This is a genomic window from Campylobacter sp. BCW_6468 (assembly GCF_001762865.1).
Lineage (GTDB): Bacteria > Campylobacterota > Campylobacteria > Campylobacterales > Campylobacteraceae > Campylobacter_D > Campylobacter_D jejuni.
On sequence record NZ_MJXQ01000015.1, the window covers coordinates 1 to 22,299 of the forward strand.

A 22,299-nucleotide genomic window follows, 5' to 3' on the forward strand; every position below is an offset into this window, starting at 1 on the left:
CTAAACCCTAGTTTGTCCTATAAGATTATTAAGTCTATCCATTATAGAATTAACATAAGAGTCTATACTTTGGTTACTTGCTTTCCAACCATTAGCTTTTACTTGATTAAATTCTCTATCAAACCAAGCTCCACCATAACCTATGCTTGTATTTTGCCAAGCAACTCCTTTTTCCATTGCATATATATCTGCATCAAGCCAGCCATCTTGTGCATAACCTTTTAACAAACTTGCAAAATCAACTTTGCCTGTCATAATGTCATTTAAAGCAATGCTATCACCATTAAAACTTTCTTTAGCCATAGCCCTATTGTAAGCTTCTACTTTTGGATTAAGTGTGGTTTTTGGACTCTCAACAGGTTGTCCGCTACCATATGATTTTAAAAAACTCATAAATAAAGCTTCTTTAGAATAGCTTCCATCTTCATTTTGTGGATAAACTGACATATTAGGATTAAAAGTATCTATTGCAGTGTCTTTATCTAAATTTTGAGTTTGCATACTTTGCGGAGTGAAATTTAATGGTTGTAAGCCTATATTAATATGTCCAAACATTCCTAATTGTTCTGCTTCATTATATTGCTCTTGTGTATTATAATAGTTTGTTATTGTTAGCTTGTCATAATTTTTCGGCATAATACCTATAGTTTTATCAGATGATAATTCACTAATTCCCTTAGGCATAGAATTTATATCTGCTTCAGTGAAACTTGTTCTATTGGTATCATTAAAAACATAATTAATAATTTGATTAAATTGATTATAATATTGTTTTATGGTTTCAGCCATATCTATGTTTGTATAATATTTATCTATACCTAAATATTTTTTTATATCTGAAGTATAAGAGTTATTTTCAGCTTTCCTCTCTATCTCATCCAAAGTAGATTTATGTATCTTAAAATCTTCAGGAAGTCCCGCAGCTTTGTTAAAATCACTTCCCATATAACCATCTTTATCTACACTATAACCATAGGCTGTATTGGTAGAAGTGCTTATATCTGCTTGTTTATATTTTAGAGTATAAATAGAGTTTTTAAATTCACTAGATATATTATAATTAGGGGAAGCTGTTTGAGTGGTATTATTAATGCTAAGATTAGTGCTATTGCTAGTATTTGTTGTATTAGTAGAATTTGAATTATTGCTTAATGCATTGTTGTTACTTAATATTTCACTTCTTGCTAGAGTTTGTGAATTTTTACTTTCTATATCACTTAACTTGCTGGCATTTTGTTTTAAAAAAGCATTAGCAAAACTTATTTTAGAATTTTCTTTACTTTCTTTATTAGCTTTACTTTGTGAAAGTATAGAATTATAATTTGAGTTATCATTGATGCTAAAGATACTCATATTAATTCCTTGATTTAGATTTTTTTGCCTTCAATCTAAATATATTAAAATAATATAAGCAAGATCTGTTCCGTTTTGGGGTGGAGTTATTTTTCTAAATAAATTTTTAAAGCCTTTTCATAGTCTTCTTTGGTATCAATCCCCATGCTTGTTGTTGAAATTTCAAGCATTTTGATTTTTTTACCATTTTCTATAGCTCTTAATTGCTCTAATTTTTCCGCTCTTTCAAGTGCAGAACTTAATAAAGAACAAAACTCTCTTAAAGCTTTTACACTATAAGCATAAATGCCTAAATGCCCTTTAAAACTTTCCTCGTAATTTTCTCTTTCATAAGGGATTTTAGCTCTTGAAAAATACAAAGCATATCCTTCTTTATCGCAAAGCACTTTAACCAAATTAGGATCCATAGCTTCTTCTTGAGTGATTTTTTTATAACAACTCGCCATAAAAGCTTTTTTATCCAAGCAAGAACTTGCAAATTCTTTAAATTTTAATAAATTTTCACATTCTATAAAAGGCTCATCAGCTTGGACATTGATAATAATCTCATCATCTTTTAAAGATAGTTTCTTACAAGCTTCATTAATCCTATCCGTACCGCTTTCATGATTTTTGCTTGTTAAAACTGCATTTAAACCATATTCTTTAGCGATACTTAAAACCTTTTCATCATCTAAAGCTATACAAACTTCATCCACACTACTTACCCTTCTTGCAGTAGCCACAAACATAGGCACTCCACCTACATCACATAAAATTTTCTCATGAAAACGACTTGATTTTAATCTTGCAGGAATAATAATCATTTTTGCATCCAATCTAAAATTTCTTTTTTTATACTTTTGGCTTCAAATACCTTTTCATCGCTATTTTTCAAGTCAAATAAAGCCAAAATTTCATCTTTAACTTGGACATTAAACTCTTTAGCTATAAATTTTAAATCTTCTTTTTCATTCTTAGAATCCCTATCGTATAAAGCTTTTATCATACTTGGAGTAAATTTTGTCCATTCTGCTGTAGAGGTAATAATGCTAGGTTTTAAAGGATCAAGCATTTTAAAACAAGTTGCGGTGTGCGGATCGATTAAAATCTTGCTTTGTTTGATAAATTGCATACATTCTTCATCGGTGCAAAAATCCGCCTCAAAATCTTCTTGTAAACTTTGCAATTCTTCTTTTTCAAGTTTAAAATATCTCTCATTTTTCAACAAATTCATCAGTTCTTTGGTTCTTTTATCTTTAAATTTCGCAAACAAAAGTCTTTCGATATTAGATGAAATAAGTATATCCATAGCTGGAGAAATAGTCTTCTTAAGACTTTTTTCACGCAAATCATAAACGCCATGATTAAAAAATTCACTCAAAATATTATTCACATTTGAAGCGATTTTGATTTTTGAAATTTTAGCTCCCATTTTTTTAGCATAAAAAGCTCCTAAAGCATTGCCAAAATTTCCACTTGGAACAATGATTTGTACTTCTTCTAAAAACTCATTAAAAAGTTTTAAACTCGCATAATAATGATAAATAATCTGAAATAAAATACGCCCAAAATTTACAGAATTCGCTGCGCAAAGCTCATAATTTAAAGCTTTAATTTTGTTTTGAAAATCTTTTGAAAAAAGCAATTCTTTTAAAGTGCGTTGCGCTGCGTCAAAATCCTCATCTATAGCAAAAACTTTCAAATTATCCTTATCTAAAGCTCGCATTTGCAACTCTTGAACTCCACTTGTGCCACCTTTTGGATACATACAAGCTACTTTAACATTTTTTGCATTTTCAAAGCTTTTTAGGGTTGCAGGTCCTGTATCGCCGCTCGTAGCACAAATAATTAAAATATTTTTATCCTTTGAAAATTCGCTTAAAAGCACGCCAAAAGGCTGTAAAGCCATATCTTTAAAAGCTCTTGTAGGCCCATGCCAAAGCTCGTTAATATAGGTTTTTTCAGAGATTTTTTGCAAAGAAATAGGTGTATTTTTATCATCAAAGCTTTCGTAACTTTTCAAAGCCTTTTTAAAAAGCTCTTCTTCGCCAAAACCAAAACTTTCTATAAGCTTTAAAGCAAAATCTTTATAAGACAAATTGGCATATTTTTCTCCTTCAAAAATAGGCAAATTTAAAGGCGAGTAAAGCCCTCCTTCTGGGGCGTTTGGGTTAATCAAAGCTTCCTTAAAACTTGATACATTATTTACATTTCTACTCTCGACTAATTTCATTGCTCAAACTCCTTGATATAAGTTTTTATTTTTTCTCTTAATGAATCTTTTAATTCTATATTTAATTCTATAATTTGACATTTAAAACCAAAATCTTTAACTTTAACAAAATCCTTAAAAGTAAGCATTAGTGTATCGCAATTATGTTTTTTTAGCAAATTTTCTAATTCTTCTTTTTTAAACTCATAATGATCTTTAAAAAAATAACAAGCCCTTGCTTTGATAAAATGCTCATACAATCTAAAAGGTTTAGCAATAGCAGTTGCCAAAACAGCCTTTGGATTTTCTTTTACAAAAGAATAACGCACAAAATCCCTGCCTTCTAATGCAATAAAATCAGCCCTTTTTTCATAAAATTTTGGCAAACGATAAGCTCCACTTGGTAAAGTAAAATCAAAATAAGGTTTGATTTTGCTTTCAAGCAAAATATCAAATTTTTTAATATGAAATTTAGAAAAAGCATCATCGAGTACAACGATTTTAGCTCCCAATTCAAAGGCTTTTTCAATACCTTTTACTCTATCTTCACTCACAATCACACCTTTGATATTTTCTTCAAAAGCATACTCCATAGCTTCATCGCCACTTTGTGCTAAGGTGCATAAAATTTCATTTTGATTTTTAACAACAAACAAACCTTTAGACTTTCTTTTATAGCCCCTAAGTACTATAAAAACGCCATCAAATTCCCTTGCTATAGCTTTACAAAGCGGGGTTTTTCCATTACCTCCAAAACTTAAATTACCAACGCTAATAACAGGCTTTTTAAAAACTATTTTTTTACGAAAAAAAGTATTTAAAATCGCAAAAAAAGCATAAAGCACACTTAAAGGTAAAAGTATAAAAGCAAGGCATTTTTGCCAAAAATTGGGCTTAAAAAAATAATTATCAAGCCAAAGTTCATAATTTTTTTCTTCATTCATTGTTTAAATTTCCAAAATTTCAGGCATTTTTCCCTTAAAAGCATTTTTTTGCATGCGATTTTTTAACATAGCAATCAAAGAAGGATCAAGCGTTCTTAAAAGTTTTTCATCATTAGTTTCTAAAGCTTTTAAACCTTCATCGATTTTTGCATAAGAAAAACCTAAATCCGCCTCATCACTTTGATTTTCCCAAAGATCCGCACTTGGAGCTTTTTTGATGAAATTTTCATGCAAGTTAAGGTATTTTGCTAAGGCATAAATTTCACTTTTATAAAGCGATCCTATAGGATTAAAAGCACAAGCTAAATCCCCATAAATCGTACCATAACCTAAAAGCAATTCGCTTTTATTAGAAGTGCCTATGACTAAAGAATTTTTCAAAGCAGAATAATCATAAAGCAAACTCATTCTAATACGCGCTGCAAAATTTCCCAAAGATACTAGAGTGGTATTTTCACTTTGCTTTATAAAAGCATCTAAAATGCTTTGAATTTCTATGATTTTATATTCAAGATTTAAATCCGCACAAAGCCTTAAAGCATCTTCAAGATTGGCTTTGTTTGAAATTTGAGTTGGCATTAAAAGAGCAAAAACATTCTCTTTTAAAGCTCTTTTACAAAGCGTTGCTACCAAAGCAGAATCAATCCCGCCACTAAGCCCCAAAACCACACCTTGACTTTGAGAATTTTTCACTTTTTCTTGTATAAAATCACACATTTTTTCCGTAATCTTTTGCCAATCCATAAAGCTTGCCTTTTAAAAATTTAATGTATAATTATATTTATTTAAGGCAAATTTTTTATTAAAGAGGCAAAAAATGCAAATTATCAAACAAGCTTGTGGAGCTTATGAGACAAATTGTTATATTTTATTTGGTGAGCATGGAGAAATTATAATTGATCCTGGTTTTGATGCGCTAAATTTCATCAAAAAACATGTAAAAAATCCTTTAGCAATTTTAAACACTCACGGACATTACGATCATGTTTGGGATAATGAAAAAGTAAAACAAGCCTATCAAATCCCCATTTATATTCATAAAAATGATACTTTTATGCTTGAAGATCCTTTTAATCAAGGTTTTATGCCTAGCAAAGCGGATTATTTGATTGATGATGAAAATATCATTTCTATAGGCGGACTTGACTTTAAATTTCACTTTTTACCAGGACATACACCAGGTTGCACTATGATAGAAATTGTAGGTAAAAATATCATGTTTAGTGGAGATTTTTTATTTTATAGAAGCATAGGAAGATGGGATTTTCCTTATTCAGATGCAAATTTAATGAAACAAAGCTTAGAAAAAGTTATGACTTACAAAGAAGATTTTAAACTTTTGCCAGGACATGGACAAGAAACTACTTTAAAAGAAGAGCAAGTCCATCTACCCTCTTGGCTTAGATATTTTTAAGGTATATTAAAATGGAATTAGATCAAATTTTATTATATGCTTTTATTTTTTTAAATCTTTTTGCCCTTTTTGGTTTATTTTTGGGAAATAAAAAGAAAAATCAATTTAATGATAAAAAATTTTATAAAATCTGCCCATGTAAAAAAATGGCAGAAAATGGATCTTTAAGTACGATTTGTATTTATTCAGCTGTAGGAGGATTTTTTTACAGCGTATTATCTATAGGTTTTATAGGTTTTGGTAATTGGACTTTAAATTTTATTTTTTTACTTGCATTATTAAGTGTTTTTTTAGGGTGGAAATTAAAACTTGATTGAAAAATATTTTTAAGAAAAATCCATTGATTTTTCTTAATTTTTATTTAAAAGTTGTACCACCATCAACGATGAAAGTATGTCCTGTCACCCAACTTGCCTTACTTGAACAAAGAAAAAGACATGCTCCAGCCAAATCTTCAGGCTGCCCCATGCGATTTAAAGGGCTTAAATTTATAGTAGCCTGTTTTACTTCTTCATAATTTGTAAAAGCTCTTAAAGCATCAGTTTCAATAGGCCCACCACTTACGACATTTACACGGATATTTTTTTCTCCAAGTTCAGTAGCCGCATATCTTGCCATAGCTTCTACAGCGGCTTTTGCTGTACCATGACCTGAATAATTTTCTATATACACTAAATTTCCTGTAGATGAGATAGAAATAATGCTTCCACCCCCTACTTTTTCCATCCTTTTAGCTGCTTCTTGTGCGCCCACAACAAAAGCATTTACTGTGGCTGTAAAAATGTTATTAATTCCCTTTGGTTTTAACTTCATAAATTTAGTATAGCCACCTACAACCGCACGTCCTGAAATGATAGCATTTGAGATAAAATAATCCACTCTATCAAAATCCACATCAATTTTTTCAAAAAGTTCTTTATAGGTTTCAGGTTCTAAGATATTAAACTCATAAGCTCTAGCTTTGATTTTATAATTTTTCTCCAAATCTTGAACCATTTCATCAGCAATTTGCGCATTAGAATTATAAGTAAAAGCTATATTTGCACCCACTTTAGCAAATTCATAAACTATAGCTTTGCCTATCCCGCGAGTTCCACCGCTAATCACTAAAGTTTTTCCTTGAAATTCTGTATTCATTAAAATCCTTTGATCTTATATTTTTTCATCACTTCTTCAATTTTAGCAAAATTTTCCTTACTTGGAGAACAAAGAGGAAGTCTAAATTCCAAACTTTCTATCAATCCAGCTAAATACATAGCCGTTTTAATAGGAATAGGATTACTTTCGCAAAATAAAATTTTATTGATATTATAAAGCTCATCATTGATTTTTTTAGCTTCTTTATAATTTTCATCTAAAGCAAAATGAGTTAAAGCGCTAATCATATCGGGTAATAAATTTGAAGTTACTGAAATCACTCCCTTTCCACCATTTGAAAGTATAGGATAATTGATCGCATCTTCCCCTGAAATAAGCATCATTCTAGGTTCGTGTGCAAGCAAATCCACACACTTATCGATATTTCCACTCGCTTCTTTTACTCCATAAATATTTTCACAATCTCTAAAAAGCTTGATAATAGTATCCGTTGAAATTTCACAACCTGTTCTTCCTGGAACATTATATAAAAGCACAGGAATATCTACACTTTGCGCAATAGCCTTATAATGCTCGTAAAGTCCTTGTTGCGTAGGTTTATTATAATACGGTGCCACACTTAAAATCCCATCAGCACCATGCTCTTTAGCAAATTTAGCCAAACCCACTGCCTCATGAGTTGCATTACTTCCCGCACCTGCTAAAACCTTAACTTTAGTTCCTTTGCAAGTCTCAACGGCTATTTCTATGCAAGTTCTATGTTCTTCATGGGTTAAAGTTGCGCTCTCTCCTGTTGTTCCTACTGGAACTACTGCATCAATGCCATTTTCTATTTGTCTTTTAATCAATCTTGCATAACTTTGCTCATCAACTTTTCCATTTTTAAACGGTGTAATAAGAGCAGTCATCGCCCCAATGATAATATTTTTATCCATTTGAATCCTTTCTTAGAATTACCGTAGTTGAATTTTCTTGAATAAAATATTTTTTAGCACAAGAAATCAAATCTTTTAATTCCAAATTTTGTATATCTTTCTCATAATTTAACAAAGGATTGATATCTCCTCTTGCTAGATATGAACCATAAATATTTGCCACTGCACTAGCATTGTTAAGTGAGAAAATAAAATCACTTTTGACATTATTTTTCACTCTTTGCAAATCTTTTTGAGAAATTTTACCCATTTTAAGTTTATCAATGATTTTTAAAAGTTCTTTTTCTACTTTTTCTGCATTAACATTGGGATTACAGTTACAAATAAAAATAAATAAATTTTCATCTATACAATCATTAACATAAGCATAATAATCATTGATTAAATTTAATTTATCAATCAAAATTTCACTCATTAAAGAACTTTTCCCACTTCCTAAAAGCTCGGATAAAGCATTTAAAGCAGGTATATCTTTGTGCTTGAAATTTGGAATTTTATAAGCAAGGGCTAATAATTCAGTATCTGAGTTTTTATGCAAATATATTCTTTTTGCTCCATCTTGCTTAGGCTCTTTTGTGTGAATTTTAGGCATAGTCTTAGTATTTTTAATCTTTTCAAAATGTTTTTTTGAAAGCTCAAAAACTTCTTTACTTTCTATATCGCCACTTACAAGTAAAATCGCATTTTTAGGTTGATAGTAAATACTGTGAAATTCTTTAATATCTTCAATGCTCCAATTTTCTATATCCTTAAAAAAACCTATAGGAGTCCAATGATAAGGATGATACATAAATGCATGATTAAAAAGTCTAAAATAAAGATATCCCAAAGGATTATTATCTGTTCTCCATCTACGCTCTTCTAAAACCACTGCTCTTTCAGGCTGAAATTCTTCATCTTTTAAATTTAAATTCTCCATAAGTTCTGCAAAAAGTTCCAAAGCTTTATCTAAATTTTTCTTCGCACATTTAATATAATAATGAGTATAGTCAAAACCTGTGCTTGCATTATCCACACCACCAAAACCCTTAACAATCTCATCAAATTCGCCAGCTTTTAAATTTTTAGTACTTTTAAAATTTAAATGTTCTAACATATGAGCTATGCCACTTTTTCCCATGATCTCATTTCTTGAACCCACTTTATAAAAAATATCAACGCTAATCACATCGCTATTTTTATTTACAGGCAAAGCATAAACTTCAAGCTTGTTTTTTAATTGAATTTTTTCATAAGCAATCATTTTAAATTTACCCCAACAGCTTCGCTAATGTGTAAAAAACCATCTTTTCTTAAAAGCTCTATAAGATTTTGATTGATATTTTTTACCAAAGAAGGACCTTTAAAAATCAAAGCTGTATAAACTTGCACCAAATTAGCCCCATTTTTAATACGCTCATAAGCAATATCAGCACTATCAATCCCTCCACTTGCAATAAGCAAGGTTTTGCCAAAAAGAATTTTAGCTACTTCTTTGAAAAAAATACCACTTTTTTCTGTAATCAACCTTCCACTAATACCACCAAAAGTACGATTATTATCTAGTAAGCTATAATCAACACTAGTATTGGCTAATATAAACCCATCTGCACCTTTTTTAATAGCATTTTCACATAAATTTAAAGCATCATCTATTTTCATATCAGGAGCAATTTTTATCAAAATAGGCTTAGAAGTAATTTTTTTGGCTTCTTCAAGCAAGGTATTTAAAAAATCATCATTTTGTAACTCTCTTAAATTTTTAGTATTAGGAGATGAGATATTAACGATAAAATAATCACATAAATCCTTAAAATCTCTAAACAAAGTAAAATAATCCTCCAAGGCTTTATCATTTGGAGTGATTTTATTTTTCCCTATATTTACTCCTAAGGGTAAAACAAAAGGATAAGTTTTTGCAAGCCTTAAAGCAATCTTTTCAGCACCTTCGTTGTTAAAACCCATAGCATTTTGTATACTTTCTTGTTTTACAAGTCTAAATAGGCGTGGCTTTTCATTGCCTTCTTGAGGTTTTGGAGTAAAAGTTCCCACTTCTAAAAAGCCAAATCCTAAAGCACTCAAAGGTCTTATCATAGTGGCATTTTTATCAAAGCCTCCTGCTAAACCCACAGGGTTATTAAAATCAAGTCCAAGTAAATTTTGCCTTAAACTCTCATCATCAACTATATATTTATACGCTAAAAAACTTAAAGCCCCTGGAAAACTAGCACTTAAAGCCCTTAAGCTATATTCAACCAAAGCATGTGCATGCTCAGGGTTTAACTTAAAAAGTAAAGGTTTTATCATTTCATAAGCCATTTTTTAATCCTTTTTGAAATTCTAACTAAAATTAACTAAAGCTAGGCTTTGTTTTTTCTTTGCTTTTAAATTTTTGATACAAAGAACAAGTTTGCAAAAGCTCTTCATCTTTACCTATTGCCAATACCTTGCCCTTATCCAATACTACTATTTTATCTGCATTTTCTATAGTGTTTAAACGATGTGCAACCACTAAAATCAATCTATCTTGTTTTAAATTTTCTATAGTTTTAACTATTGCTTTTTCACTTTCATTATCCAAAGCTGAAGTTGCTTCATCAAAAATAAGCACATCAGGATTTTTATATAAAGCTCTAGCGATTGCTATTCTTTGTTTTTGTCCTCCACTTAAGTTTTTACCATGTTCTTTCACTTCAGCCCAAATCCCGCCCATTTCTTTAACAAATTCACAAGCATTGGCCAATTTTAAAGCTTGGATGACTTTTTCTTCTTCTAACTCTTCGCTATAAGCAATATTTGCAGCAAAACTATCATTAAAAAGATAAATATTTTGCGTTACAAGTCCTATTTTAGCATGTAAGCTTTCTATGGTAAAAGTGCTAATATCTTCTTGATTGAGTAAAATTTTACCTTTTTGCTTTTCATAAAAATACATCAAAAGATTAATAATAGAAGATTTGCCACCCCCACTTGTCCCTACAAGAGCAAGCATTTGCCCTTTAACAAAATCAAAATTTACGCCTTTTAAAACACTTTTATGCGGGTTTTCATAAGCAAATTCAACATTTTCAAAGCTAATTTTTTCAATGTTTTTTAATTCTTTGCTTCCACCTTTAATTTGAGGTTCTAAATCCAATAAATAAAAAGTTCTTTCACTTGCCGCAACAGCACCTTGAAGTTTTCCATATAAAGACGAAAGACGCTTTAAAGGAGTATATATCGCAAAAAGTGCTGAAACAAAACTGATAAAACTTCCCACACTCATAGAACCATTGATAACCTCTCTACCTCCTACAATAATCACCACAGCAACCCCAACAGAACCCATCATATCCATTAAAGGACTTGTAAGTGCATCAATACGTGCGGATTTTAGGTTTAATTTACATAAAGTATCATTATGCTTAGCAAATTTATCACTTTCTTTTTTTTCATTATCATTAGCTTTGATCAATTCAATATTTGAAAAAATTTCACCCAAATAAGAAAGTAAATCCGAATTTGTTTCTTGTATATTTCTTGCATATTTTTTAAGTTTTTTAGCAAACCATACCAAAGGAAAAATAGCTAAAGGCAAAATCACTAAAGCAAAAAAAGCCAAAGTAGGACTTTGATACAAGACTACCGCAAGCAGTCCTATAGCAGTTAAAAGCTCTCTAAAAAAATCAGGAATAATGTTTGATACTATGCTTTGAAGCGCATTAATATCATTAGTACAACGACTTACAAGCTCTCCGCTTCTATAGCGTTTAAAAAAATCCATATCCAAGCGTAAAACATTTTTTAAAACCCTAGCACGCAATACTCTTAACATATCTGTTCCTATAAAAGAAACATAAAAACTTTGTAAATAAGTTCCAAGATTTTTAAAAAAATACATCAATACTAGCAAAAAAGGCACTGTATAAAGTAAAGCTTCATTTTTTTCAACGAAAATATAATTTAAAATAGGCTCTAAAGCATAAAAACTTCCAGCAGTTCCTCCGCTTGCTAAAATCATACCAAAAATAGCTATAGCAAATTGCTTCCAATATCTTTTATAAAAGGGCTTAAAGCGTATTAAAACCTCTTTTAAATTCATCTCATTATGCATTTATTTTCTCCCAAATTGTTCCATTTGGAGTATCTAAAAGAGTGATTTTTTTACTATTTAATTGCTCTCTTATTGCATCAGCTGTATTAAAATCTTTGTTTTTCTTAGCCTCAGTTCTTTCTAAAATTAACTTTTCAATCTCTTCTCGTTCTTCTTTGCTTACACCCCATTGAAAATATAAAGTTGTATCCATAAAACCAAAGCCAAAAATTTTAGCTAGCTCACTTAAAGCTTCTTTGATATTTTGTTTTAAAATTTTATTTTTGCTTTCTTTATCCAACTCTAAATTTGCACTACTGATAAAATCATCCAAAAGAGCCAAGGCTTTAGAAACATTTAAATCATCATTTAAAATCTCTAAAATTTGCTTAGCAATTTCGCTTTTTATTTCAATATCATTTAAAACATCAAAATCAGAAATTTCACCTAAATCCAATCTTTTTTTAAGGCGATAAAATTTATCTAAACGTTTTTTAGCATTTTCTAAATCCGATAAAGAATAATTAAAATGAGATCTATAATGAGAACTCAAAAGATAAAATCTTAAAGCTTCGCCCATAAATTCTTTTAAAGCATCTTTTATAAAAAAACTATTATTTAAACTTTTACTCATTTTTTCGCCATCGATTTTTACAAAACCATTGTGAAGCCAAATATTTGCTAATTTTCTCTTACATCCACAACGACATTGCGCAGCTTCATTTTCATGATGAGGAAAAAGCAAATCTATCCCTCCAGCATGTATATCAAGAGTATTTTCAAAAATAGAATCAATCATAGCAACACATTCAGTATGCCAACCTGGACGCCCTTTGCCAAATTCACTTTCGTAAAAATTTTCATCAAATTTCCAAAGCACAAAATCGCTTTCATTTCTTTTTTGCACTTCATTACTTAGACGAGAGATATTTTCTTCTAAATTGCGATTTGATAGGCTTAAATATTTTTCATCTTTACTTGTATCAAAATAAATTCCATCTTCTAGAGTATAAACAAACCCATCCTTAGCAAGCTTTTTAATCAAATCAAGCATAGCTGTTATATAATGCGTTGCACGAGGTTTAAAATCAGGATCTAATACATTTAAAACCCTCATATCCTCTTCATAACTTTTGATATAAAATTCCGTAATTTCCTCTAAAGTTTGACCACTTTGAGCCATTTTTTTCAAAATCTTATCATCAATATCTGTATAATTTCTAGCAAATTTTACCCTATTGCCTTGAGCAAGTAAAACCCTACGCAAAAGATCAAAACAAACACTACTTCTTGCATGTCCTAAATGTGCATCATCATAAACCGTAGGTCCGCATAAATAAATACTAATATCTTTTTTATCAAGTTTTATTTTCTCTTTTGTTACACTATCTAATAATCTCATTAAAAAACTCCTTTAAAACTTGTAAAAATTCCTATAAAAAAACTTAAAATATAAGGTTTAATCAAAATAAGTAAGATCGTAAAAACAATCAAAGCAACTATAACCAATAAGCAAATTTTAATAGATATTAAAGCAAAAAATTTCTTAAAACCAAATTCTTTGATATTAGCTCCAAGCAAATAAAAAGCACTAATAGAGCTTGAAAGTGCTACTGCAATAACCTTTAAACTTTCATCTTTAATCAAAAATATAAAAGCCATAGAACATAAAGCACTGATAATTAAAGATTTTACCGCGATCCAAGCTGCTGTTTTTTGTTTAAATTTTGCATAAAGCCACAAAGAAAAAAGCTTTTGCAAACCAAAAGGTAAAAGCCCTATAAGATAAGCAATCAAAACATAAGCCGTAATCACACTATCTTCGTGAGTGAAATTTCCTCTTTCAAATAAAAGCTTTGAAATTTCCAAAGCAAACACAGAACCTACAATACTAGAAGCAATAAGCAAAATGCTTAAAAGCGCTAATGCTCTTTGCATAAATTTTAAGGCTAAATTTTCTTGACCACTTTTTAAATGTTTTAAAATTTTTGGAAAAGAAACTTGAGTTAGAGCGATAGCAAAAAGTGCAAGGGGAAGTTGGAAGACACGATTTGCATAATAAAGATAAGAAATACTCCCGCTCATTAAAAAACTAGCTATAGTTGTATCAAGCAATGAGCTAAATTGAGTCGCAGAAGAACCTAAAACTCCATGAAAAAAATTGCCATAAAAACCTTGTAATTTCGCCTTGGCTTTTTTAAATTTTATACTTAAAGCCATAGCACGGATTACAGGATTGTTTTTTAAAACAAGCAAATGTAAAATAAGCTGTGCCACCCCACTTAAAACCGTTGCATAAGAAAAATAATAAAGTGTATTTTGCGGTGCATTTTTATCCACAAAAAAAGCAGCTATAACAATACTTAAGTTAAATAATGCCGCAGAAAAAGAGGTAATGAAAAATTTTTGTCTATAATTTAAAATAGCTCCTAAAAAAGTAACTAAAAAAATAAAAAACAAATACCAAAAATTAATCGCCACCAAAGGAGCCGCTAAAGCTATAGTATCTGCGTTAAACCCAAAAGCAAAAAGCTTAGTAAAAAAAGAGGAGAAAAAACTTACCAAAAGACAAAATAAAAAAACTATAAGGCTAAATTGCATCATTACACTAACACAAAAAGCTCCTTTTTTTTTCGCTTTTACAAAATTAGGTAAAAAACTTTGTCCAAAAGCCCCTTCTGCAAAAATTCTTCTAAAAAAAGCAGGCATTTTTAAAGCCACAAAAAAAATATCACTATAAAGCCCTGCTCCTAAAAAAAGCGCTATTAAAACATCTCTAGCAAGCCCTAAAATTCTTGAAAATAAAATTCCTAAAGCATTGATAATAAAATTTTTAAATACTAAACTCTTCATTAAATTTTTTCATAAATTTCAAAATATAAAGAGAATTATTTTAACTAAAATTGATTAAAAATTGACTATAATTACATTCTTAATTTTTTACAAGGGGAAAGTTTTGGCTTTGGATGAAAAAATTATTGCCTATACAGAAAATCCAGCTCGAGAGCTTTTAAGCGTAGCTTCACGAACAAACCTTAGCTTAAATGAGCTTGATTTTAGTTTATTGGCATTTTCTACACAATATCGTTTTGGAGATTTAGAATGGGAAAAAATCTCTGAAAAAGAATTAATTCTTTTTGATAAAGATGAAATTTTTTTAAAAAATGATCTTCAAATCAAGCAAGAATACAAAATAGAAATTTTCCACGGTATAAACCAAAGCAAAGCATCTCAAGCAGTCAAACTAGTTGCAAATAAAAATTTAACCAAAATAGTTGCTCAAATTGATTTTACAAATTTAGACTTTCATGAAAAACTAGCACTAGAACTTTTGCAAAATATTTATAAAAAGATGTTGAAACTTAAATTTTTAATAGGTATCCGCATTTTTGATTTTAAGAAAAATTTAATGTCTTTTTGCAACCAACATAAAAACACCCCTTTAAATAAAACTATACAAATCACCGTTGCACAAGGTATTGATCCTATAGAAAGTCAAGATGAGTCCCTGATCTTGACTTATAAAGAAAAAACCAAAAACTACACTATCGATGAAAAACGCTCAGGTATTATTGTTGTTGATGAAAATGAAGTTGTTTTAAAACACGCCAAATTTAAACAAGGTAAAGAAGGAAAAGACTTAAATTTGCACACCTTAAAAGTTTTAGCCGCAAATGAAAATAAAGTTAAATTTTCTTGTTCTTCAGCTTTTAAACAAGTAGAGCAAGATGGATACGCAGAATATATAGCCTTAAAAAAAGGTTATGTAGTACAAGATGGTGAAAAATTTGATATTGCAAATGAACTAGATTTTAATGGGGTAGATTTTAAAAATATAGGGATTATAAGAGCTGGACTAGACAAAAATGTCAAAATCAATATAAAATTTCTTTCAGAAGTAAAAGATGCTGTAAATTCTGGCGTTGGGATAGAATGTGAAGAATTAAATGTAGTCGGAAGCGTAGGAAGCAACACTCAACTTAATGCCACCAAAATGAAAATTGAAGGCACTACACACTCTAAAGCCAAAATTCAAGCCAAACAAGCCTATATAAAAACTCATAGAGGATTTGCAGAAGCCGAAATTTTAAATATAGATTTGCTCGAAGGTGGAACAATCAAAGCCAAAGAAGTGAGAATTAAAAAAAGTTTAGGCGGAAATATACAAGCTGATAAAATCTATATAGAAAATTTAGAAAGTAATAATTCTTGTGTGTTTTTTGAAAACACCACAATAGAACTCATTAACGGGGATAACAATAAATTTCATGCTAAAATTAAAACTCTTGATAAAAATTATGATGAAGAATTTGCGATTTTAGGAGAGCAAATTTCTAAGTTAAATCATAAAATAAATAAAATAAGACAATACATTTTATCAAGCAAAAATGGAATTTTAAGCGTTGAAAAAAAGATAACAGAACTTAAAAATCAAGGTCAAAATGTTCCTGTACAATACGAAAAAGCCCTAAAAGATTTCTCTTTACAAAATCTTGAATTAAATAAACTACAAAATGAAGAAAAAGAACTTCTTGAACGCAAAAAATCTTTACAATTAGAATTAATCAATTTGCAAAAAATGCTTTTTGAAGCAACTTTTATAAATAAAAGCGGCAAATGGACTGATATGAATGAAATCAAATTTTCACTTCTAGAGCCTAAAGAAGATATTTTTTACTCTTCATTTGTTAATGAAAGTGCTAAATTTATAGGCATTAAAAAAGTCATACAAAACAACCAAGAAAGTATAGAAATACATAAAAAATTAGATTATGAAGAAAAGGATATAGCATGGTTGTCGGCATCGAAGGAATAATCACAAAAAAAGAACCTACTTTTATCATTGTTAAATGCACTAGTGGTTTAAGCTATGGGATATTTATTTCGCTTTTTTGTTCTGCTAAAATTCAAACTCAAGAAAAGCATGAGTTTTTTATCACTCAAATCATCAAAGAAGATTCTAATAAATTTTATGGCTTTTTGGATAAAGATGAACAAAAAATGTTTGAAATGCTTTTAAAAGTCAATGGAGTGGGTGCAAATACTGCTATGGCGGTATGCTCTAGTCTTGATGTAAATTCTTTTTACAAAGCGTTAAGTTTGGGCGATGAAAGCGTGCTTAAAAAAGTACCTGGCATAGGTCCAAAAAGTGCAAAACGCATTATAGTAGAACTTTCTGACACAAAAACCAAACTTGAAAATGTAAGCGATGATAAAAGCGAAGCCTTAGCCGCACTTCTTACTCTAGGCTTTAAACAAGAAAAAATCATAAGTGTTTTAGCAAGTGCTCAAGCAACAGGCACAAGCGAACTCATCAAAGAAGCTCTTAAAAAACTAGGATAAAGGAATAAAATGAAATTTGCAATACTTTTTGGCGGAAATTCTTATGAACATGAGATCAGTATAGTAAGCGCTGTAGTACTTAAAAAAGTTATTAATCAAAATTTAGAATTTATTTTTTGTGATGAAGAAAGAAGATTTTATCATATCCCAAGTGAAAAAATGAATTCTAAAACTTTTAGCACTAAAGCTTATAAAAAAGAAAAAGAACTTTTCATACAACAAGGAGGTTTTTTTAGTAAAGGTTTTTTAAAAGAAAATAAACTAGAGTGCGAGTGCGTGATCAATCTTATCCATGGTGGAGATGGAGAAGATGGAAAAATCGCGGCTTTATTTGAGTTTTATTCTATTAAATTTATAGGACCTAGACTTGAAGCTAGCGTATTATCTTTTAACAAGGAACTTACTAAACTTTATGCAAAAAGCGTTGGAGTAAAAACTCTTGATTATACCATGCTAAGAAAAAATCAAAACTCTAAAGAAAAGCTTAATTTTCCTTGCATTATCAAACCTGCAAGACTTGGAAGTAGTATAGGCATTAGCATAGTAAAAGATGAAAAAGATTTAGAATATGCCAAAGATGTAGGTTTTGAATTTGATAATGATCTTGTAGTGGAAGAATTTAAAAACAATATCAAAGAATACAATCTTGCAGGATGTATGATCAATGATGAGTTTGTTTTTTCCATCATAGAAGAGCCAAAGAAAAAAGAATTTTTAGACTTTGAACAAAAATATCTTAGTTTTTCAGGACACAATGAGCTTATAGAAGCAAATTTAAGCGAAGAATTAAAAGAAAAACTCAAAGACAGTTTTAAAAAGATCTACAATCCTTTGTTTAAAGGTGCTTTAATACGCTGCGATTTTTTTATACTGGATAATGAAATATATTTAAATGAAATCAACCCAAACCCTGGTTCTTTGGCTAATTATCTTTTTAAAGATTTTAGTACCACTTTAAACGCTTTAGCTGATCAAATTTCACTTGAAAAAATGATAAAAATCAGCTACAACTTCCTTCACTCCATCAACGGACAAAAAGGAAAATTATAAGCTTTTAAGTCAAAATACGCTAAATTATACATAAAATTTAGCGTATTTTAGGAAGAAAAATGCTCTCTTTTAAACAAGATGAAATTTACACTGCCACTGAGGTGGTAAGAAATTTTAGCCCCATTATGGAAAAACTTAAAAAAAGTGAAAGTGGAAAAATAGTTATTTTAAAAAATAACAAATTTGAAGCTGTAATGCTTAATATGAAAGAATTTGAACGCTTACAAAACGCCATGCAACTTTTAGAAAATATCTACAAAAATCAAAAGGCTTAAAATGGCTCAAACTCAACTTTCTTATAAAAACAAAACTTATCAAATTTCTTATGAAATTTTAGGTGATCTTACCTTACCGCAAATACTTATCTTACACGGCTGGGGAGCCAATAAAGAACTTATGAAGCAAAGTTTTTATCCTTTTTTGAAAGACTTTTGTCAAATTTATATGGATTTGGCGGGTTTTGGAAATTCAAGTGTGGAAGAAATTTTAAACACTCAAGATTATGCCAATATCACAGAACTTTTTTTAAAACAAAAAAAACTCAATGTCTGTTTTTTCATGGGGCATTCTTTTGGTGGAAAAGTAAGCACCCTACTCGCAAAAGAAAAAGACACCCTAATCTTACTTTCAAGTGCAGGAATTTTAGCTAAAAAATCCCTAAAAGTGCGTTTTAAAATCCGTATTTTTAAAATTTTAAAACTCTTTGGTTTGGGAAAATTTTATCGCTATTTTGCTAGTAAAGATGGAGCAAATCTTAGCCCTATGATGTATGAAACCTTTAAAAATGTTGTTGATGAGGATTTTGGTGAAATTTTTGCCAAGCAAAAGGCTAAAAGCTTGGTTTTTTGGGGAAAAAGCGATGAAGCCACGCCTTTGTATTGTGGTGAAAAAATGCATCAACTTTTAAAAAATAGCACTTTTTATCCTTTAGAGGGGGATCATTTTTTCTTTTTAAAATATTCTGCTTTCATAGCTCAAAAAATTAAGGAAATTTAAATGCTTATCAATACTCTTTATTTTATCAATTCTTTATTTTTTAATTTTTGTATAGCTTTTTATCTTATGAGTGCTTTACAATGGTATTCTTATAAATTTAAACGCGTATTTTTTCATTATCATAAACCTTTATGGCATTTGTATTTTTTATTTATCCCTTATTTTTTATTCTTAGCTTTTCCTTTATACTCTTTGGCATATTTTGCATTGATCCATACTCCGATTTTGTATTTTTGGAATAAAGGCATAGATAAAAAGCTTGTTTTTACAAGTAAGGTTAAATGGTTTTTTGTTTTTGTTTTTGTTTATAATGCTATTTTTACCATCCTTGCTTTGCGTTTTTCTTTTCTTTTTAATCTTTTTAGTCTTCCTTTTGCTTTATTGAGTCTTAAAATTTATGAGTTTTTTACAAATTTATATTATAAAAAACAAGCCAAAGCCAAACTAAGAGCCAATGAAAATTTAAAAATCATACTCATTACCGCAAGTTTTGGAAAAACAAGTATTAAAAATTTTTTATACGAACTTTTAAAAGATGACTTTAAAAGCTACAAAACACCACGATCTGTCAATACCTTGCTAGGTATAGTTGCTGATATCAATAACAATTTAAGCCAAGATACTCAAATTTACATAGCTGAAGCAGGTGCTAGACTTAAAGGCGATATTGATGAAATCACTCGTTTTTTACAACCTCACATCAGCATAGTAGGAGAGATAGGCAATGCACATTTAGAGTATTTTAAAAGTGTTGAAAATATCCGCTCAACCAAACTTGAAGCCTTAAATTCCAAAAGACTAGAAAAGGCTTTTTTACACTCTAGCACCCAAAAAGAAGAAGATAAACTCATCAGCCTTTATGATGATAAATTAAGTCTCATTCATTCAAGTCTTGAAGGTTTAGAATTTAAAGTCGATATAGAAAATAAATCCTATGATTTTAAAAGTCAAATTTTAGGGGATTTTAATGCGCAAAATCTTTGTGTTTGTATACTTTGTGCTCATTATCTTGGCATAAAACTAGAAAAAATTCAAAAGCAAGTTTTAAATATAAATTCCGTAGAACATCGCTTGCAAGTACTTTCAAGAGAGCCTAAATTTATCATAGATGATGGTTTTAATGGAAATTTTAAAGGTATGAGCACAAGCTATAAACTTTGTAAAAGCTATAAAGGACGCAAAGTTTTAGTAAGTCCTGGTATAGTAGAAGTAAGCGAAGAAGAAAATATAAAACTTGCTAAAATCATCAATGAGTGTTTTGATCTTGCTATCATTAGTGCACAAATCAATGCTGAAATTTTCAAAAAAGAGTTAAAAATAAAAACCATTATACTTAAAGAAAAGAGTCAGCTAGTTCAAACTCTAGCTAAAGAAACAAAACACGGAGATTTGATACTCTTTTCAAACGATGCACCTAGCTTTATGTGATTTGCATAAGTATTTGCAAATGTCATCATTTTTAATTTGACTTCGTGCAAATACTTCCTAAACCCTAGTTTGTCCTATAAGATTATTAAGTCTATCCATTATAGAATTAACATAAGAGTCTATACTTTGGTTACTTGCTTTCCAACCATTAGCTTTTACTTGATTAAATTCTCTATCAAACCAAGCTCCACCATAACCTATGCTTGTATTTTGCCAAGCAACTCCTTTTTCCATTGCATATATATCTGCATCAAGCCAGCCATCTTGTGCATAACCTTTTAACAAACTTGCAAAATCAACTTTGCCTGTCATAATGTCATTTAAAGCAATGCTATCACCATTAAAACTTTCTTTAGCCATAGCCCTATTGTAAGCTTCTACTTTTGGATTAAGTGTGGTTTTTGGACTCTCAACAGGTTGTCCGCTACCATATGATTTTAAAAAACTCATAAATAAAGCTTCTTTAGAATAGCTTCCATCTTCATTTTGTGGATAAACTGACATATTAGGATTAAAAGTATCTATTGCAGTGTCTTTATCTAAATTTTGAGTTTGCATACTTTGCGGAGTGAAATTTAATGGTTGTAAGCCTATATTAATATGTCCAAACATTCCTAATTGTTCTGCTTCATTATATTGCTCTTGTGTATTATAATAGTTTGTTATTGTTAGCTTGTCATAATTTTTCGGCATAATACCTATAGTTTTATCAGATGATAATTCACTAATTCCCTTAGGCATAGAATTTATATCTGCTTCAGTGAAACTTGTTCTATTGGTATCATTAAAAACATAATTAATAATTTGATTAAATTGATTATAATATTGTTTTATGGTTTCAGCCATATCTATGTTTGTATAATATTTATCTATACCTAAATATTTTTTTATATCTGAAGTATAAGAGTTATTTTCAGCTTTCCTCTCTATCTCATCCAAAGTAGATTTATGTATCTTAAAATCTTCAGGAAGTCCCGCAGCTTTGTTAAAATCACTTCCCATATAACCATCTTTATCTACACTATAACCATAGGCTGTATTGGTAGAAGTGCTTATATCTGCTTGTTTATATTTTAGAGTATAAATAGAGTTTTTAAATTCACTAGATATATTATAATTAGGGGAAGCTGTTTGAGTGGTATTATTAATGCTAAGATTAGTGCTATTGCTAGTATTTGTTGTATTAGTAGAATTTGAATTATTGCTTAATGCATTGTTGTTACTTAATATTTCACTTCTTGCTAGAGTTTGTGAATTTTTACTTTCTATATCACTTAACTTGCTGGCATTTTGTTTTAAAAAAGCATTAGCAAAACTTATTTTAGAATTTTCTTTACTTTCTTTATTAGCTTTACTTTGTGAAAGTATAGAATTATAATTTGAGTTATCATTGATGCTAAAGATACTCATATTAATTCCTTGATTTAGATTTTTTTGCCTTCAATCTAAATATATTAAAATAATATAAGCAAGATCTGTTCCGTTTTGGGGTG

Annotated in this window: 21 protein-coding genes; 8 read left to right on the forward strand and 13 right to left on the reverse strand. The window is 29.7% G+C overall.

What is annotated here, in order from left to right:
• The 5 genes from AJ889_RS00885 to AJ889_RS00905 form a co-directional block, all read right to left on the reverse strand.
• Complete coding sequence (locus tag AJ889_RS00885; RefSeq protein WP_070293201.1) at positions 1–1,353, reverse strand: Cj0814 family flagellar-dependent secreted protein; 1,353 nt, start codon at positions 1,351–1,353, stop codon at positions 1–3.
• A gap of 86 nt (positions 1,354–1,439) precedes the next feature.
• Positions 1,440–2,159: a 3-deoxy-manno-octulosonate cytidylyltransferase gene (gene kdsB / locus AJ889_RS00890; RefSeq protein WP_032582894.1), complete on the reverse strand. Its 720-nt coding sequence runs from the start codon at positions 2,157–2,159 to the stop codon at positions 1,440–1,442.
• Positions 2,156–3,568, reverse strand: a complete 1,413-nt coding sequence (gene thrC / locus AJ889_RS00895) for a threonine synthase (protein ID WP_002934943.1) — start codon at positions 3,566–3,568, stop codon at positions 2,156–2,158. The genes kdsB and thrC overlap by 4 nt, the downstream gene beginning before the upstream one ends.
• Positions 3,565–4,491, reverse strand: a complete 927-nt coding sequence (locus AJ889_RS00900) for a tetraacyldisaccharide 4'-kinase (protein WP_002860774.1) — start codon at positions 4,489–4,491, stop codon at positions 3,565–3,567. The genes thrC and AJ889_RS00900 overlap by 4 nt, the downstream gene beginning before the upstream one ends.
• A 3-nt stretch (positions 4,492–4,494) precedes the next feature.
• Complete coding sequence (locus tag AJ889_RS00905; protein WP_002857155.1) at positions 4,495–5,235, reverse strand: NAD+ synthase; 741 nt, start codon at positions 5,233–5,235, stop codon at positions 4,495–4,497.
• 73 nt (positions 5,236–5,308) lie between these two features.
• Here AJ889_RS00905 and AJ889_RS00910 point away from each other — a divergent pair, with 73 nt between their 5' ends.
• Both AJ889_RS00910 and AJ889_RS00915 read left to right on the forward strand, forming a co-directional pair.
• Positions 5,309–5,905 carry an MBL fold metallo-hydrolase gene (locus tag AJ889_RS00910; protein ID WP_002873848.1) on the forward strand — a complete coding sequence of 199 codons (597 nt, stop codon included), beginning with the start codon at positions 5,309–5,311 and terminating at the stop codon, positions 5,903–5,905.
• Between the two features lie 11 nt (positions 5,906–5,916).
• Positions 5,917–6,222: a hypothetical protein gene (locus tag AJ889_RS00915; protein WP_002867958.1), complete on the forward strand. Its 306-nt coding sequence runs from the start codon at positions 5,917–5,919 to the stop codon at positions 6,220–6,222.
• A 40-nt stretch (positions 6,223–6,262) separates the two neighbouring features.
• Here the strand turns inward: AJ889_RS00915 and AJ889_RS00920 are convergent, their stop codons facing one another.
• Genes AJ889_RS00920 through murJ form a run of 7 tightly spaced genes read right to left on the reverse strand, consistent with a single transcriptional unit; the run spans position 6,263 to position 14,842 of the window.
• Positions 6,263–7,042: an enoyl-ACP reductase gene (locus AJ889_RS00920; RefSeq protein WP_002852476.1), complete on the reverse strand. Its 780-nt coding sequence runs from the start codon at positions 7,040–7,042 to the stop codon at positions 6,263–6,265.
• Complete coding sequence (gene dapA, locus AJ889_RS00925) at positions 7,042–7,938, reverse strand: 4-hydroxy-tetrahydrodipicolinate synthase (RefSeq protein WP_002852574.1); 897 nt, start codon at positions 7,936–7,938, stop codon at positions 7,042–7,044. The genes AJ889_RS00920 and dapA overlap by 1 nt, the downstream gene beginning before the upstream one ends.
• Positions 7,931–9,181 (reverse strand): pitrilysin family protein, encoded by a 1,251-nt coding sequence (locus tag AJ889_RS00930; protein ID WP_002889128.1) that lies wholly within the window; start codon positions 9,179–9,181, stop codon positions 7,931–7,933. Before AJ889_RS00930 ends, dapA begins: the two co-directional genes overlap by 8 nt.
• Positions 9,178–10,236, reverse strand: a complete 1,059-nt coding sequence (locus AJ889_RS00935; RefSeq protein ID WP_002934941.1) for a quinone-dependent dihydroorotate dehydrogenase — start codon at positions 10,234–10,236, stop codon at positions 9,178–9,180. Before AJ889_RS00935 ends, AJ889_RS00930 begins: the two co-directional genes overlap by 4 nt.
• Positions 10,237–10,267: 31 nt before the next feature.
• Positions 10,268–12,010: an ABC transporter ATP-binding protein gene (locus AJ889_RS00940; RefSeq protein WP_002934939.1), complete on the reverse strand. Its 1,743-nt coding sequence runs from the start codon at positions 12,008–12,010 to the stop codon at positions 10,268–10,270.
• Positions 12,003–13,391: a cysteine--tRNA ligase gene (gene cysS, locus AJ889_RS00945; protein ID WP_002859829.1), complete on the reverse strand. Its 1,389-nt coding sequence runs from the start codon at positions 13,389–13,391 to the stop codon at positions 12,003–12,005. The genes AJ889_RS00940 and cysS overlap by 8 nt, the downstream gene beginning before the upstream one ends.
• Entirely contained in the window at positions 13,391–14,842 is a 1,452-nt protein-coding gene (murJ, locus tag AJ889_RS00950) for a murein biosynthesis integral membrane protein MurJ (protein ID WP_002856935.1), read from the reverse strand. The genes cysS and murJ overlap by 1 nt, the downstream gene beginning before the upstream one ends.
• A gap of 103 nt (positions 14,843–14,945) precedes the next feature.
• Here murJ and AJ889_RS00955 point away from each other — a divergent pair, with 103 nt between their 5' ends.
• The 6 genes from AJ889_RS00955 to AJ889_RS00980 are packed head-to-tail and all read left to right on the forward strand — an operon-like array spanning position 14,946 to position 20,806.
• Complete coding sequence (locus AJ889_RS00955; RefSeq protein ID WP_070293203.1) at positions 14,946–16,805, forward strand: flagellar assembly protein A; 1,860 nt, start codon at positions 14,946–14,948, stop codon at positions 16,803–16,805.
• Positions 16,781–17,332 (forward strand): Holliday junction branch migration protein RuvA, encoded by a 552-nt coding sequence (ruvA, locus tag AJ889_RS00960; protein ID WP_002859828.1) that lies wholly within the window; start codon positions 16,781–16,783, stop codon positions 17,330–17,332. Before AJ889_RS00955 ends, ruvA begins: the two co-directional genes overlap by 25 nt.
• A gap of 9 nt (positions 17,333–17,341) precedes the next feature.
• Positions 17,342–18,382 carry a D-alanine--D-alanine ligase gene (locus tag AJ889_RS00965; protein ID WP_002934937.1) on the forward strand — a complete coding sequence of 347 codons (1,041 nt, stop codon included), beginning with the start codon at positions 17,342–17,344 and terminating at the stop codon, positions 18,380–18,382.
• A gap of 59 nt (positions 18,383–18,441) precedes the next feature.
• Positions 18,442–18,657 carry a type II toxin-antitoxin system Phd/YefM family antitoxin gene (locus tag AJ889_RS00970; RefSeq protein ID WP_002934936.1) on the forward strand — a complete coding sequence of 72 codons (216 nt, stop codon included), beginning with the start codon at positions 18,442–18,444 and terminating at the stop codon, positions 18,655–18,657.
• Between the two features lies 1 nt (position 18,658).
• Positions 18,659–19,378 (forward strand): alpha/beta fold hydrolase, encoded by a 720-nt coding sequence (locus AJ889_RS00975; protein WP_002867950.1) that lies wholly within the window; start codon positions 18,659–18,661, stop codon positions 19,376–19,378.
• Positions 19,379–20,806, forward strand: a complete 1,428-nt coding sequence (locus tag AJ889_RS00980; RefSeq protein WP_002934935.1) for a UDP-N-acetylmuramoyl-tripeptide--D-alanyl-D-alanine ligase — start codon at positions 19,379–19,381, stop codon at positions 20,804–20,806.
• A gap of 57 nt (positions 20,807–20,863) precedes the next feature.
• Here the strand turns inward: AJ889_RS00980 and AJ889_RS00985 are convergent, their stop codons facing one another.
• Positions 20,864–22,216, reverse strand: a complete 1,353-nt coding sequence (locus AJ889_RS00985; protein ID WP_070293201.1) for a Cj0814 family flagellar-dependent secreted protein — start codon at positions 22,214–22,216, stop codon at positions 20,864–20,866.
• Positions 22,217–22,299 lie beyond the last annotated feature (83 nt).

Coding starts and splice junctions, on each gene's coding strand:
- AJ889_RS00885 (WP_070293201.1), bottom strand. CDS start 1,353: ATGAGTATCTTTAGCATCAATGATAACTCAAATTATAATTCTATACTT.
- kdsB (WP_032582894.1), bottom strand. CDS start 2,159: ATGATTATTATTCCTGCAAGATTAAAATCAAGTCGTTTTCATGAGAAA.
- thrC (WP_002934943.1), bottom strand. CDS start 3,568: ATGAAATTAGTCGAGAGTAGAAATGTAAATAATGTATCAAGTTTTAAG.
- AJ889_RS00900 (WP_002860774.1), bottom strand. CDS start 4,491: ATGAATGAAGAAAAAAATTATGAACTTTGGCTTGATAATTATTTTTTT.
- AJ889_RS00905 (WP_002857155.1), bottom strand. CDS start 5,235: ATGGATTGGCAAAAGATTACGGAAAAAATGTGTGATTTTATACAAGAA.
- AJ889_RS00910 (WP_002873848.1), top strand. CDS start 5,309: ATGCAAATTATCAAACAAGCTTGTGGAGCTTATGAGACAAATTGTTAT.
- AJ889_RS00915 (WP_002867958.1), top strand. CDS start 5,917: ATGGAATTAGATCAAATTTTATTATATGCTTTTATTTTTTTAAATCTT.
- AJ889_RS00920 (WP_002852476.1), bottom strand. CDS start 7,042: ATGAATACAGAATTTCAAGGAAAAACTTTAGTGATTAGCGGTGGAACT.
- dapA (WP_002852574.1), bottom strand. CDS start 7,938: ATGGATAAAAATATTATCATTGGGGCGATGACTGCTCTTATTACACCG.
- AJ889_RS00930 (WP_002889128.1), bottom strand. CDS start 9,181: ATGATTGCTTATGAAAAAATTCAATTAAAAAACAAGCTTGAAGTTTAT.
- AJ889_RS00935 (WP_002934941.1), bottom strand. CDS start 10,236: ATGGCTTATGAAATGATAAAACCTTTACTTTTTAAGTTAAACCCTGAG.
- AJ889_RS00940 (WP_002934939.1), bottom strand. CDS start 12,010: ATGCATAATGAGATGAATTTAAAAGAGGTTTTAATACGCTTTAAGCCC.
- cysS (WP_002859829.1), bottom strand. CDS start 13,391: ATGAGATTATTAGATAGTGTAACAAAAGAGAAAATAAAACTTGATAAA.
- murJ (WP_002856935.1), bottom strand. CDS start 14,842: ATGAAGAGTTTAGTATTTAAAAATTTTATTATCAATGCTTTAGGAATT.
- ruvA (WP_002859828.1), top strand. CDS start 16,781: ATGGTTGTCGGCATCGAAGGAATAATCACAAAAAAAGAACCTACTTTT.
- AJ889_RS00965 (WP_002934937.1), top strand. CDS start 17,342: ATGAAATTTGCAATACTTTTTGGCGGAAATTCTTATGAACATGAGATC.
- AJ889_RS00970 (WP_002934936.1), top strand. CDS start 18,442: ATGCTCTCTTTTAAACAAGATGAAATTTACACTGCCACTGAGGTGGTA.
- AJ889_RS00975 (WP_002867950.1), top strand. CDS start 18,659: ATGGCTCAAACTCAACTTTCTTATAAAAACAAAACTTATCAAATTTCT.
- AJ889_RS00980 (WP_002934935.1), top strand. CDS start 19,379: ATGCTTATCAATACTCTTTATTTTATCAATTCTTTATTTTTTAATTTT.
- AJ889_RS00985 (WP_070293201.1), bottom strand. CDS start 22,216: ATGAGTATCTTTAGCATCAATGATAACTCAAATTATAATTCTATACTT.